14 protein-coding genes are annotated in these 14448 nt (G+C 47.8%); all 14 read left to right on the top strand.

The window, feature by feature from the left end; all coding sequences use genetic code 11:
• Window positions 1-109 precede the first annotated feature (109 nt).
• The gene (gene smc, locus BUB68_RS12830; protein ID WP_073092120.1) at window positions 110-3655 is read left to right on the top strand and encodes a chromosome segregation protein SMC; all 3546 of its coding nucleotides are present in this window, start codon (window positions 110-112) and stop codon (window positions 3653-3655) included.
• A gap of 11 nt (window positions 3656-3666) precedes the next feature.
• Window positions 3667-4578, top strand: coding sequence for a signal recognition particle-docking protein FtsY (ftsY, locus tag BUB68_RS12825; RefSeq protein WP_073092118.1), 912 nt, complete (start codon window positions 3667-3669; stop codon window positions 4576-4578).
• 137 nt (window positions 4579-4715) lie between these two features.
• Window positions 4716-5195 (top strand): Lrp/AsnC family transcriptional regulator, encoded by a 480-nt coding sequence (locus tag BUB68_RS12820; protein WP_073092115.1) that lies wholly within the window; start codon window positions 4716-4718, stop codon window positions 5193-5195.
• Window positions 5196-5206: 11 nt separating this feature from the next.
• The gene (locus BUB68_RS12815) at window positions 5207-6379 is read left to right on the top strand and encodes an aminotransferase class I/II-fold pyridoxal phosphate-dependent enzyme (protein WP_073092158.1); all 1173 of its coding nucleotides are present in this window, start codon (window positions 5207-5209) and stop codon (window positions 6377-6379) included.
• A gap of 125 nt (window positions 6380-6504) precedes the next feature.
• Window positions 6505-7581, top strand: a complete 1077-nt coding sequence (locus BUB68_RS12810; protein WP_256625952.1) for a P1 family peptidase — start codon at window positions 6505-6507, stop codon at window positions 7579-7581.
• A gap of 141 nt (window positions 7582-7722) precedes the next feature.
• The gene (rfbA, locus tag BUB68_RS12805; protein ID WP_073092112.1) at window positions 7723-8595 is read left to right on the top strand and encodes a glucose-1-phosphate thymidylyltransferase RfbA; all 873 of its coding nucleotides are present in this window, start codon (window positions 7723-7725) and stop codon (window positions 8593-8595) included.
• Between the two features lie 19 nt (window positions 8596-8614).
• Entirely contained in the window at window positions 8615-9175 is a 561-nt protein-coding gene (rfbC, locus tag BUB68_RS12800; protein ID WP_073092107.1) for a dTDP-4-dehydrorhamnose 3,5-epimerase, read from the top strand.
• A gap of 23 nt (window positions 9176-9198) precedes the next feature.
• Window positions 9199-10242, top strand: a complete 1044-nt coding sequence (gene rfbB / locus BUB68_RS12795; protein WP_073092102.1) for a dTDP-glucose 4,6-dehydratase — start codon at window positions 9199-9201, stop codon at window positions 10240-10242.
• Between the two features lie 435 nt (window positions 10243-10677).
• The gene (locus tag BUB68_RS15340) at window positions 10678-10827 is read left to right on the top strand and encodes a hypothetical protein (protein WP_178139535.1); all 150 of its coding nucleotides are present in this window, start codon (window positions 10678-10680) and stop codon (window positions 10825-10827) included.
• Between the two features lie 153 nt (window positions 10828-10980).
• The gene (locus tag BUB68_RS12790; protein WP_073092099.1) at window positions 10981-11451 is read left to right on the top strand and encodes a hypothetical protein; all 471 of its coding nucleotides are present in this window, start codon (window positions 10981-10983) and stop codon (window positions 11449-11451) included.
• A gap of 41 nt (window positions 11452-11492) precedes the next feature.
• A complete protein-coding gene (locus BUB68_RS12785; protein ID WP_073092097.1) occupies window positions 11493-11993 on the top strand; it encodes a hypothetical protein in 501 nt (166 codons plus the stop codon).
• Window positions 11975-12463, top strand: a complete 489-nt coding sequence (locus BUB68_RS12780; protein WP_073092095.1) for a hypothetical protein — start codon at window positions 11975-11977, stop codon at window positions 12461-12463. Before BUB68_RS12785 ends, BUB68_RS12780 begins: the two co-directional genes overlap by 19 nt.
• A 137-nt stretch (window positions 12464-12600) precedes the next feature.
• Entirely contained in the window at window positions 12601-13815 is a 1215-nt protein-coding gene (locus BUB68_RS12775) for a DUF6033 family protein (RefSeq protein ID WP_073092093.1), read from the top strand.
• Window positions 13816-14229: 414 nt separating this feature from the next.
• A partial coding sequence (locus BUB68_RS12765; protein ID WP_073092091.1) for a transposase occupies window positions 14230-14448 on the top strand: 219 nt, incomplete at its 3' end.

Here is a 14448-nt window from a genome sequence, read left to right as displayed (position 1 = left end):
ACGGCTATTTTATTATACGATTGTCTGCAATATGTCATCGTTTGGTTTCATAACACAGGTAAATATGGTATGATATAAGATATGTGTAGGACGATGAGGAGTGTAGATTTTGCAATTAAAACGCTTGGAGGCTTATGGCTTTAAGTCTTTTGCAGATAAGATAACCATAGATTTTGACCAGGGCATAACAGCAATTGTTGGTCCTAACGGCAGTGGCAAGAGCAATATCACGGATGCCATCCGCTGGGTGCTCGGGGAGCAGAATGTCCGCAACCTGCGCGGTACCAAGGCGGAGGATATCATCTTCACCGGTTCGGCGTCCCGCAAGGCGTTGGGTGTGGCAGAAGTTTCGCTGTTCTTTGCCAATGACGGCACTCTGCCCGTGGATTTCCGGGAAGTGGTGGTGACGCGCCGGCTCTATCGCAATGGAGATAGTGAGTTTTATATCAATCGTTCCCGCTGTCGGCTGAAGGATATCTATAATCTATTTGCCGATACAGGTATCGGCCATGATGGTATGAGCATCATCGGTCAGAACCGCATTGATGATATCCTGAACAGCCGTCCTGAGGACCGTCGGGCGTTCTTCGAGGAAACGGCGGGCATCACCAAATATCGCAACCGTAAGCGGGAGTCGGTGCGCAAGCTTACCGATACGGAAAACAATCTTGTGCGTGTGCAGGATATCATCCATGAGATTGAAAATCAGCTGGAACCGCTGTCCCGCCACGCGGAAAAGACGCGGATTTATAACGGGCTCAACGAGGAGTATCGGCGCTGCAAGTTGGCGAAATTGTCCTTTGACTATAATCAGGAAGCGGGCAAGCGGGCAGACAATGAAGCGAAACTGGCCAAGTTCCGGGATGAGCTGCTCGCGGCGGATACCAACGTGCAGGCTCTGGCGGCTGAGAAGGAGAAGCTGCACAAGAGTATCATCGATTTGGAACAGAAGCTGCAGGCGCAGGCGACGAAGAATGAGTCCCTGCGGCAGAAGATGGAAGAAGCTGCCAGAGAAATGGCCAAGCTGCAAGAGCGACAGGATCAGAGTGACGAGTTGCGCAATCGTATCTTGGAACATCGTAAGGCCTTGAGCAGTGAGATTGCCGGAATGGTGGCAGAGATTGCCCAATTGACAGCAGGCCAGCACCAGCAGAAACAGGATTTAGCGCTGTTGGATGAATTGCTGACCAAGGAACAGGCCAAGCAGAAGAAATTCTCTCAGCTGATCCGGGAACAGGAGCAGAAGGAACGCGAGCTGGAAGAGGCAAGGGCACAGCAGCTTGACCAGTGGAATGTCCGCAAACAGGAATACGCGCTGGCTCAGCGGGATCTGGAAAATAGCGAAGGCGATCAGGAAAATCGGGAAGATGAACTTCATCAGGCCAGAGAAAAGCTGGCGGAATTAGAGGATGCACAGGATGTGCTGCAAAAGAAGCTGCAGCGTATCGCAGAAAATCTCAAAATGGATGAAGCGCAGTGGCAGCAGTCTGCTGCGAGCCGAAAAAATGTCGAGGCTGAACAGGCGCAGATTTTGCGGGAGCTGAATCAGAACAGCCAGCAGCTGCATACGGCGGAGAACAAATTGCAGTTCCTCACGCGCATGCAGCAGGCTTATGAGGGATTTGGCAAGGCGGTCAAAGCTGTATTGAAGTCCCAGGAAAGCTGGCGCAGCGGCGTGGCTGGTGCGGTAGCCGAACTCATCGATGTGCCTCGTGACTATGTGACGGCTATCGAAGTCGCTTTGGGCGGTAATCTGCAGAATGTGGTCACACAGGATACGGATACGGCCAAAGCGGCAATCAATTTCCTCAAAAGGGAACGGCAGGGGCGTGTGACTTTCCTGCCCTTGTCTACGTTGGTGGTGCGGCCATCACAGAGTATCCGGGAAGGCAGAGAAGCTGGTGTTATCGGCTGGGCTAATACATTGGTCCGGACGGATGATCGGTATCAGAAGGCGATTGATTTCCTGTTGGCCCGCACTTTGGTGGTGGATACTCTGGACAATGCCCTGAAGATTGCCCGCGACCATGAACAGCGCCTACGCATTGTGACGCTTTCCGGAGAACTGCTGAATCCTGGCGGCTCGCTCTCAGGCGGCAGCCGCCAGCATGCGGAGGCCAGTTTCCTGAACCGCAGCGGCGAAATCGAAGATTTGAAGGGAAAGATCACTTCCTTGCAGGCTGCAAGCCAGAAGCTCACAGCTTTGCGGGAAGAGAAGTCACAGCAGCTGCAGGCCTTGGAGCATGATTTACAGCAACTGCAGGAAAAATTGCAGCGGCAGCGTATTTCCCGGGCGGAACTTGAAACCAATCTGCAGGCTGCTGGTCAGAATCTGGCTGAACAGAAGGTCAAGGTCACAGAAATCGAAGAAGCATTGCAGACCTTCCAGAAGAGTTTTGCCAAAATGCAGGAAAAAAAGGTTTTGGCTAAGCGGGCGGCGGCAGAAGCCGAAGAGCGCTATAATGAGCTGGACAACGAACTGGAGAGGGTTCGGGAAAAACTCGAAGATCTCGTGCAGGATGCCGAGGATTTGCGCCGTTATATCAACGACCGGGAAATCAAGCGGGCAACGCTGGAACAGGAAATCCTGGGCAATACCCAGTTCCTGCAACTGCGGGCGAAATCCAAGCAGGCCAGCGAAGAGGCTTTGAAGACCAATGAGCAGGAAGAGCGCGATCTGGATGCCAGCCTAGTGCACAGTGTTGAGCGCCTGAAGGTTTTGGATGCGCAGCAGCATGATTGGCAGGACCGTTATGATGAGGGACAGGAGCTCCATGACGATATCTACAAGGAACGCATGGATACTCTGGAAGCTTCGCAGGAAGCAGACAAGAAAGCGGCGGCAGTTTCCCAGCAGCGCAACCGCCTGCAGGATGCCATCCAAAGCCATGAGATTACCCAGAATAAGCTGGACATGAAGCTCGAATCCCTGCAGGAAACCATTCTCGCAGAATATGGCCTGACTCCCGAACGGGCGGCAGAAGAAGCCATGGAAGGAGAGCCGGCTGAAATCAAGGCCAATATGCAGCAGCTGGAACGCAAGCTCAAGGAATTGGGCCCGGTCAACCCCAATGCCTTGGAGGAATTCGAGGAATTGCAGAAGCGCCATGACTTTATGGAAAAGCAGGCAGGGGATCTGAATACAGCCAAGGAGGATCTGGAAAAGATTCTTGCCGATATGGATGAGGCCATGACCAAGCAGTTCAAGGAGGCCTTTGCTCAGATTCAGGTGTATTTCGGAGAAATATTCGTGCGCCTCTTCGGTGGTGGCAAGGCAGAATTACAGCTGACGGATAGGGATGATGTACTGAATGCTGGTGTGGATATCCTCGTGACACTGCCCCAGAAGAAGCGGCAGAACCTGTCGGCTCTGTCCGGTGGTGAGCGTGCGCTGACGGTTATCGCGTTGCTCTTTTCCTTCCTGCGTTATCGTCCGTCGCCGTTCTCGGTATTGGACGAGATTGATGCGCCTTTGGATGAAGCCAATGTCGTGCGCTTCGGCGGTTTCCTCAAGGAATTTGCGGAGAACACCCAGTTTATCGTGGTCACGCATCGTAAGGGAACCATGGAAGCCGTGGATACCCTCTATGGCGTGACAATTGAAGATGCCGGCGTATCAAAGATCTTGTCGGTGAAAATAGATGAAGTAGAATAAGGAGTTTGATTATGGGATTTTTTGACAAATTGAAAAAAGGCTTGAATAAGACAAGGGAGAATCTGACCAACAAGATTGAGAAATTGGTCATCGGCTATGCCGATATCGATGAGGATTTCCTCGATGAACTCGAAGAAACCTTGATTATGGCCGATGTGGGTGTGCAGACTACGGACAAGCTCATGAAGGCTGTACGCAAGGGCATCAAGAAGAAGGAAATCAATTCCCCTGAGGATCTGAAACCCTTCCTGGCCAAGGAAATCGCGGAAATCCTCAATGCCGGTGAGGATACCACCCGCACAGCTGAGAACGGCCCTACGGTCATGCTGGTCATCGGCGTCAATGGTGCCGGCAAGACCACGACCATTGGCAAGCTTGCTTCCTATTACAGGGAGCAAGGCAAGAGTGTCATGCTGGCGGCCGCCGATACCTTCCGCGCCGCAGCCATTGACCAGCTGGAAGTTTGGGCGCAGCGCAGCGGTGCTCAGCTCATCAAGCATGAAGAAGGTTCCGACCCGGCAGCTGTGGCTTATGATGCTGTCAAAGCCGCTGTGGCCCGCAAGATCGATATGCTGATCATTGATACGGCAGGCCGCTTGCAGAACAAATCCAACCTCATGCAGGAGCTGGAGAAGATCAATCGCGTCATTGGCCGCGAAATCAAAGGGGCACCCCATGAGACGCTGTTGGTGCTGGATGCTACTACAGGCCAGAACGCCATCAGCCAGGCTGAGCTTTTCACTAAGGCCGCACCGATTTCTGGTGTTGTGCTCACAAAACTCGATGGCACGGCCAAGGGCGGCGTGGTAATCGGCATCAAGAGCCAGCTGTCTATGCCGGTCAAATGGATTGGCGTGGGCGAAGGCGTGGAGGATCTGCGTCCGTTTGTGGCGGAAGACTTTGCCAAGGCATTGTTTGCCTGAGATAAGCAAACACAAACTTGTTCATTAGTGGCAATTATGCTATAATCTACGAGTGTGTAAATGTGTTAAGTCCTCGTCCCGTGCAGGACGAGGACTTCTTGTATGAATCTCTGCAAAGAGCTGAAAGGGGATATAGTATGCGTGAACTGTTGGAACTCTTGGAACATGACGCCCGCCGTCCGGTAGGAGAGCTGGCCTCCATGCTCAAGCTCAGTGAATATGAAGTGGAAAAAAACATCAAGGATTTGGAGAAGAACAAGATCATCCTTTCCTACAATACCTTGATCAATTGGGAAAAATTCGGTGATGACACGGTGACGGCCATCATCGAGATCAATCTGACGCCGCAGCGGGAAGTGGGCTTTGATGCCATTGCTGAGCGTATCTATCGCTTTGACGAAGTGCGCACGGTATATCTCATGAGCGGCAGCTTTGACCTGCTCGTCATCATCGAGGGCAAGTCCCTGAATGATGTGGCTAACTTTGTCGCTACCCGTCTGGCTACCATCGAGGGTGTGACGGCTACCCGCAGCCACTTCATGCTGAAACCGTACAAAAAGGACGGCGTCATCATCAATGATGAGGAACGTGACCGTAGATTGGTGGTGTCCCCCTGATGGCTGATAAGATGAATTGGGAACAGCGCCTGTCTCCAGCAGTGAATGCCATTGCTCCATCCGGTATCCGTAAGTTCTTTGATATTGCAGCCCAGATGGATGATGTGATTTCTTTGGGCGTAGGTGAGCCAGATTTCGTAACTCCTTGGTCCATCCGCGAAAGCTGTGTTTATGGCCTCGAACAGGGTTATACTTCCTATACAGCTAATCGCGGCATGCCGGAATTGCGGCAGGAAATCGTCAACCTCTTCAAGCGTCGTTACAATACCGGATATGATGCCAATACCGATGTATTGGTGACGGTGGGTGTCAGTGAGGCTCTGGATATCGCCATGCGCGCCATTCTGGCTCCGGGGGATGAGGTATTGATTCCCGAGCCTTGCTATGTGTCCTACCAGGCATGTACGATTCTGGCGGGCGGCGTGCCCGTGGCTGTACCGGCCAAGATTGAAAACGAATTCCGCATCACGCCGGAAGAGCTGGAACAGTATGTTACCGACAAGACTAAGGTGCTCCTGATTGGCTATCCGAACAATCCGACTGGTGCCATCATGACGCGCAAGGATCTGGAAGCCGTGGCCGATTTCGCTGAGAAGCATGATCTGATTGTCATCTCCGATGAAATCTATGGTGATCTGACCTATGGCGATGAAGAACATGTCTGCTTCTCGTCCCTGCCCCGCATGAAGGACAGGACCATCCTGCTCAACGGCTTCTCCAAGGCCTATGCCATGACGGGCTGGCGTATCGGCTATGCTCTGGGCAATCCGGAAGTCATTGCTGCTATGACCAAGATCCATCAGTACACCATGCTCTGTGCGCCGATTACGGCCCAGGTGGCTGCTGTGGAAGCTTTGCGTCATGGTGAGAAATACATGAAGAAGATGGTGGCTGAATACGACCGCCGCCGCCGTCTGATTTATGACGGGCTGACCAAGATGGGACTCGAATGCTTCGAGCCGAAAGGCGCGTTCTATATCTTCCCGTCCATCAAGTCCACGGGCTATACCTCCGACGAGTTTGCGGAAAAATTGCTGACGGCGGAGCATGTGGCTCTGGTGCCTGGCAGTGCCTTCGGCCAGTGCGGCGAAGGCCATGTCCGCTGTTCCTATGCAACGGCTATCGACAAGATTTCCGAAGCGCTCAATCGCATCGAGAACTTCCTCAAGAATCATCGTAAATAAATATAGCTTATGTCAAAGTCCCAGCAAGTTGAAGCTTGTTGGGATTTTGAGTGCTAAGATTCCGGTGAAGATGAGGCTATTTATTCATCCTGAATTGGAGAAATTTACGAAAGGCCAGTATGAATATGGATAGAAAGAGAAAAATTAGACGTTTTTTCAAATTGATGAGTTTTTTGTCTGTGGTAACAATCTGTGGCGTAGTACAAGCTGCGGCTCCAGCAAAAGTAAAGGAAATTCCCTTTTCATACATAGAAGGCGTTAGTGTGGGCAATGCTCAAAATGATGAAGCCAAAACGGGGGTTACTGTCCTGTGCTTTGAAGCTGGAGCAAAAACAGGTGTTGATATCAGTGGCGGCGGTCCCGCTTCCCGTGAAACGCCTGTACTCGATCCGACCAAGGAAGATATAGGGATTCATGCAATAGTATTAGCCGGCGGCAGTGCCTATGGGTTAGCCGCAGCAGATGGTGTAATGCAGTGCTTGGAAGATAATGGAATTGGTTATGATACTGGCTTTGCGTTAGTACCGCTGGTGGTACAGTCTGATATCTATGACCTGTCATATGGTAAGGCAGATATCCGTCCTGACAGAAATATGGGATATGCAGCCTGTAAGGCTGCTTTGCAGGGAAGCAATCCGGTTAATGGATCTGTAGGTGCTGGGACCGGTGCTACAGTTGGGAAAATTTGCGGTATGAACAGATCGCAGAAAAGCGGTATCGGCTATTATGCTGTGCAGATAGGTGACTTGAAAATCGGGGCTGTTGTAGTCGTTAATGCATTAGGTGATATATATGCAAACGGGAAAAAGATTGCTGGTCTTACAAATGAAAATAGAACAGGATTCAGCGATAGTGTTGAGCAGTTATATCACATTGCTGCTCCGCAGGATTTGCTGTCAAGAACGAATACAACGATAGGTGCTATTGTGACCAATGGGGCATTTGATAAGGCACAGCTTACTCGGATTGCCCAGCAAACAAGAAATGCTTATGCGCGATCCATAAAACCTGTGGGGACGCTGGCTGATGGTGACACGATATATGTATCTTCCTGCGGAAAGCCAGTAAAGGCTGATTTAAACATGGCAGGTACGCTGGCAGCAGAAGTTATGGAAAAAGCAATTGAAAAAGCAGTGGTTTCTTCTAAGATGGATGATACAGAGTATTTAATGAATTGTTTATCTGTAGATAATAATAAATGAGTTTGGCCATTAGCATGTATGTTATCCACTTGTTGCCTATCTCTGTTTTATACTTTATATTGTTACGAAAATATACACTACAAATGTTGATTTTTATAGTGTATAATATACAAGTAATGCAACAATCGGAGGTGTTTTCTTTTGATAAGAAAAGGAATAATTTTAGCAGGCGGTTCGGGGACGCGCTTGTATCCATTGACGAAGGTTGTTTCCAAGCAGTTAATGCCAATCTATGATAAACCTATGATTTATTATCCATTGAGTACACTGATGTTGTCTGGTATCAAAGATATTTTGATTATCACCACACCACAGGATAATGAACTTTTCCAAAAATTATTGGGGGATGGCAGTCAGTTAGGGATTAATATCTCCTATGCAGTCCAGCCCAGTCCAGATGGTTTGGCACAAGCTTTCCTGATTGGGGAGGATTTTATCGCTGGTGATGGCTGTGCATTAGTGTTAGGGGATAATATCTACTATGGTTCGGATTTGGCTAAGGCTGTGCAACGGGCAGCTTCTACAGAAAGCGGTGCGACGGTTTTTGCTTATTATGTTTCAGATCCGGAGCGTTATGGCGTAGTAGAATTTGATGAGCAGGGCCATGCATTGAGTCTTGAAGAAAAGCCAGCTCAGCCCAAGTCAAATTATGCGGTTACAGGGCTCTATTTTTATGACCATGATATCGTAAATGTCGCTAAATCCATCAAACCTTCGGCGCGTGGTGAGCTTGAAATCACTGATGTGAATAAGGTTTATCTGGAGGCAGGAAAGCTTTCGGTAGAGAAAATGCGCCGTGGTTTTGCCTGGCTGGATACAGGGACACATGAGTCTTTGTTGGATGCAGCTTCCTTCGTACGTACCATACAGGCACGTCAGGGGCTCAAGATTGCTTGTATTGAAGAAATCGCTTACCGTATGGGATATATTGATGCGGAACAGGTCTTGCGGCTGGCAAAGCCATTGGCTAAAAATGAGTATGGCCGATATTTGCAGCAGATTGTAATGGAATGATGGGAGAAGGTTATATTTAATGAAAGTAACGGAAACAAAACTACAGGGTGTATATATTGTAGAACCTCGAGTATTCGGGGATGCCCGAGGATGGTTTACAGAAAGCTGGTCGGAAAGGAAGCTGGCCGAAGCTGGTATCAGAGCCGACTTTGTGCAGGACAATCACTCTTATTCAGCACAAAAAGGCACTTTGCGCGGCCTGCATTATCAATTGAATCCCATGTGTCAGGCTAAGATGCTGCGTTGTACCCGAGGAAAGATTTTTGATGTGGCTGTGGATATTCGCAAGGGATCGCCACAGTATGGTCAATGGGTAGGGGTGGAGCTGTCGGCAGAAAATCACAAGCAGCTTTTCATTCCACGTGGTTTCGCTCATGGTTTCATCACACTTATAGATGATGTGGAAGTGCAGTATAAAGCAGATAATTATTATGCACCGGAATGCGATGGCAATATCCGTTGGGATGATCCGGAAATCGGCGTTGAATGGCCACTGGCACCGGTAATCCTCTCGGATAAAGATAGGACGGCGCCTCTGCTCAAGGAACGTACGAATTTGAATTTTGTTTATGAAGGTTAAATAGCTTAAGGGGATTATTTTCTATGAATATCGTTGTTACCGGTGGTGCCGGTTTTATTGGTTCTAATTTTATTTATTACATGCTTGAAAATCGTCCGAAAGATAAGATCATTTGCTTTGATAAGCTGACTTATGCGGGCAATATGGCTACTTTGGATGAGGCTGTGAAAAATGAGAATTTCAAGTTCATTCGTGGGGACATCGCGGACCGCAAGACTGTTTATCATATGTTTGAAACAGAAAAACCGGATGTGATTGTGAACTTTGCAGCGGAATCTCATGTGGATCGTTCAATTGAAAATCCGGAAATCTTCCTGCAGACAAATGTGATTGGTACTAGCGTGTTATTGGATGCCTGCCGCAAGTACGGCATTGATCGTTACCATCAGGTGTCGACGGATGAAGTTTACGGTGACCTGCCCTTAGACAGACCGGATCTGTTCTTTACGGAAAAAACCAATCTGCACACATCCAGTCCGTATTCTGCTTCTAAAGCCTCGGCTGATCTTTTAGTGATGGCATATCATCGTACCTATAAGGTGCCGACAACCATTTCCCGGTGTTCCAATAATTATGGTCCGTTCCATTTCCCGGAAAAGCTGATTCCGCTCATGATTATCAACGCCTTGGGAAACAAGAAACTGCCTGTTTATGGTGACGGACTTAACGTGCGTGACTGGCTCTATGTAGAAGATCATTGCGCGGCAATCAATCTGATCCTACAAAATGGAAAAGTGGGTGAGGTCTACAATATTGGTGGCCATAATGAAAAAGCCAACATTGATGTGGTAAAGACTATCTTAAAACAGCTGGGAAAAGGCGAAGATATGATTGAATATGTCACGGATCGCAAAGGGCATGACCGCAGATATGCTATTGACCCGACTAAGATTCATGAAGAGCTTGGCTGGTTACCGGCCACAAAATTTGAAGATGGTATCAAAGCAACCATCCAATGGTATCTGGATAATCGTAAGTGGTGGGAAGAAATTATCAGTGGTGAATACCAGGACTACTACGAACGGATGTATGAAAAAAATCCCGCTTTGGAATATGCACGAGTATAAATAAAATACTAACCCCCCTAAAGCAACTTATATGACGATGATGCTTTAGGGGGGGCTTGTATTTTAACAGTGGGTAAACAAAAAGGATATACCTCAATACATCTAGAAACAACAAATACATCACTAAACGATACCAACAAAAATTGCTAACTGTCATGACGAATTATCGTTATGAATGTATAGTGAAGGACCTCTTTTAATGGAAGCCGAGCTGTGGCCTAAATGAACGCCGAGAGGCAATCCTGCATTACAGGTAATCTGTATATTAGTTTGTCACACAGTGATGTATGGGTGGCAGCAGGTATTAGTGACAGACCGATAGGTATTGCAGTAACCTTAATCGTTGTTTCATATAAAATAAAAATAAAAAACGGCTCTGACAGTTGGTCATAAGGAAAAGTATGTGCTGTTTGACAAGTGTAGGGAGATGATATTATGGCTGAAGCAACTACAAGCATGGATATTCGCGATGGATCGCGTGGTGAAAGAACAGTCCCAGCAGCTGTTCAAGTCGCTGAGGTTGGATATGACGGAATCTCAATGCTGATGATTGAGTACCAGAAAAATACCATGACCATCAGTTGACAGACTCACGGATTTTCAAGAACGTTCGTGAATGTCGCATTGGGCAAGAGGGTGATGTACTTCATTTCACCCTGGCAGTAAACCGTCTAAGGCTCAAAAAGTGGATGATGCCGTATCGGCTTTATTCAGCCCGCTGGCGGGAAATCGTCGGAAGTGGTTGGGAATTTCCAGTCCTTTATCCAGCAGGCGGACACTCATGCCAAGGATGTGCCAGCGGAACAAGCGGCTATGCCAGAACCGGAAAGCACGGGCAGGGATAAGAACACCTATTATTATGGTGATGGACTTATCTTTCCGCCTGCGGACGCTCCGCCGGAATTTCTCCGTGCATGGGATGAGCTTTTGGACGCGATGCCTGGCTGGGAAAAATTCAGTTATATTTGTGATGTCATGGCGGCTTTGAAATACGGGAATTATTATGGGGCGGATATGTCCAACGAAGAAATGCAGGCGGCAATCCAGAGCAATTTCAACCGGCTGGGCTACAAGGGAACGATAGAATTAACCCTGCAATGTCAGAAAAATGCCTTGGCCGATAACATTGCCGGTGGCAACGAACCCATCTATATTGACTATATCCGCAGCCTTATCCGAGCCAGCGAAGATTTGCTGATGAAGATATAATCCCGGTTGGTGCTGGGACGTTTACAGGGAGGTGTTTTTTTATGCTGATTGGCAGTACGGACAACCACAGCGGAAACTTTATCCAGCCGGACTGGCTGAAAAAGGGACAGCAGGACGAAAGCGGCTTGGTAAGCAAAGCAGTCAAGCCAGAGAGCCTTACACAGAAGGCTGTGGAAGAACTAACCAAAAAGCTGGGACAGGAGCCGGACAAAAAGAAGGAAAATTCCTTTGCCGCCGCGTATGGTGTGGAAATCAGCGACGAAGGTTATGCTGCCCTTGCCCAACAGCTGAACGCAGGTCAGGTTGAAGAAAGTACCGCTCAGCCAGTGATTGCTGAACAGGTGGAGTCTGCAAAAGAGGAACCGATGGTTTATACCAAAAAACTGAAACATTCTCATTGGGAAGTTCCCATAAATTGTGACCCAGCAGGCTTTATCAGCCCCATCACAGATGCTATAAAGGGTATCTTTTCCCACACTGCACCCAATTCAGAAGACAGGTTTTCCAAGAAGGTGCATTTTTTATGCTGGCAGAGGATTTGAATGCCTATCTCGAACTCTCTGGTGGAACAGATGCTTCGGGTTTTTTAGGTGAATTAAGCGATAAATTGCAAAATATGAACAGCAAAAATCCCAATCCTCTGCTTGATAGAATTCTCTCTTTGGTTGAAGAAGCACGTTCCGGTCATTATATCGACAACAATAGCGAGGATTTCAGCACAAAAAATGCAAGCGCTATTGATGGGTACTATCATTTGGTGAAGTCGGGGCAGCTGGACGAAACGGCACTGAGCAAAAACATGGAGAAGAATTTTAATTCACAAGCTGTGAAAAATATGATTGCTAAATTCCAGACCACCATGGACAGCAGTATACTGGACATTATGATGTACACTGACCCGGATGCCAATCATCTCATGCACCCGGCATTGACAGATATTCTCTCCGCCTATCGCAGTGAAACCGCGGATGGCCATGATGATATTATGCGTAAGTTGCGGGAATTGGAATAGGTATTAAACACCCAGCGGGGGCTGACCGTCAATTTTAAGAGTGGAAATTTTTATGTGGGAGTTTAAGCGATTGGCCAAAATTGTCGATATATAAGCGAAGGGGGTTTTATCGTTCTTTTTACAAGGAGGTAATCAAAATGCCAGTGAAGGTAGGAGGCAGTTATGTATCCGAGGCAGCTTACAGCTTTGCCAAAGCCCAAGCCACTGATAAAAAAGAAGACTCCGGTGTGATGAAAAGTCTAGCCGAAAAATTCCCCAATCTCAAATTCAGTGTGGGCACTGCACCCTTTGCAGGAACTGGTACTAACAACGTGTCCATTTCTCCGAAAATCCTCAAGCAGATGGAGCAGGACCCGGAAAAGCGGCTGGAGTATGAAGCCTTGATTTACGACATCGCTAATACCGATGTGACAAGTGTCAATACGTCGGAGAGCAAGCTAAAAGCACATGGCTTTATAATCGAGGACGATGGAGGCTTGCGGAGCTGGGGAATTGGCGAATTTACTGGTGGCAATAAGCGCCAGCAGTCCCATCTCAAACGCTCGGAAAAAAAGAACTGGTGGCAGGATATGCTAGGCAAACCCAAGGAGAAAAAGAAAAAATCTGCCCTAAAAGAGCTTTGGAAACAGGTGGATACTAAAAAGAAGGAAACTGCTCCTAAAAAGCAGGATATTCCTAATGCTGAAAAAAATCCGCTGATTGGATTGCAGAATGCCAATGATGATGTGGCGGCAATTCTCAAACAGAATGCAGAAAAGATTATGGCTATTCCCAGCAATGGTAATCCTGCTTTAGCCAAAGCCTATCTGCAAAATACCAAAGCCATGGGCAAAAGCCCGAATTTTGCCAGCACCAATGAACTCACCAAATACCTGCAGGAGAATTTCAGCATGGTCAAAGCCGGCATGGCAAAGATTTCTGGTAAGTATTTGCAGAAGTGCCTGACGGATGAGGAAAGCCGGTTAAAGCTGTTCGATAACCTGCGGGTGGCAGAGGATGCCTATAACAACCGCAAGGATGAAGTAGGATTCCAGGGGATGCAGGTCACCATTGATGAAGATGGGGAAATGACTATGACCTCATCTAAGACAACAGTGTCCATCAACGAGGATAAGAGACGCAGACAAATTGCAGCGGCTGCTACCCGCGGAGATATGAAGTCCGTTGTAGCATTACTAGAACAGGATTTGCAACAGCTGGAGGATGGTTTGAGGCTGAATCAATGTGATGCAGCAGAAGTTGAGAAAGCTAAAAAACTTCTGGAGCAAGCAAAGGAGCGCATGGGGCGTTTACCAGATAGAGATGCTTCTCCGGCAGAGCAAAATGCTATGACGATAAATATGTTGATTTAATGTCAAGAAGACCTGTCGAGTGGCAGGTCTTCTTGTTTGGCAAATGTAAAACAACCTGCAGGTGTTAGATAGGGAGGGGCAGTGTATTTAATGTACCCTGATAGATTACAACCGTAAAATACATCCATGCTGAAAACATAGAAGACCTTTTACAGACTTTTATTCACACCCTCGCTTGATATGTAGTGGTCAAGCATTTTTGTAACACTTGTGTCTTAATAATTGCTGATTCCTGTCCTGGCTTCGAACGGAGTCTTGTAACCATTATATGAATGTGGCCGCACATGGTTGTACCAGACATAAGCGAACTCTTCAACAGATGCATAATATAATGGGCCCATGAATTCAGACCAGTACTGAAAATTTTAAGAGTGCATGATATAGTATAGGTAACGAAAATTGGAGGTTGCCATCATGCCAAGAAAAAAGTACACTGCTGAATTCAAGACCAAGATCGTCCTGTCGATTCTTCAAGGTGACAAGGAATTCAATGTAATCTGCTCTGAAAACGGCCTGAATCCAAACATGGTCAGAAAATGGAAGCAGGAGTTCCTACAGAATGCCCATCTCGCCTTTGGAGCAGACTCTGAGCGTAAGGCCGTTCAGAGGAAGGAGGACGACCTGAAGAAAAAG

The sequence above is a fragment of the Pseudoselenomonas ruminantium genome, assembly GCF_900142515.1.
GTDB classification, from domain to species: domain Bacteria; phylum Bacillota; class Negativicutes; order Selenomonadales; family Selenomonadaceae; genus Selenomonas_A; species Selenomonas_A ruminantium_D.
The sequence above is the reverse complement of the archived record's forward strand: the minus strand, read 5'-3'. Positions and strand labels throughout refer to the sequence as shown.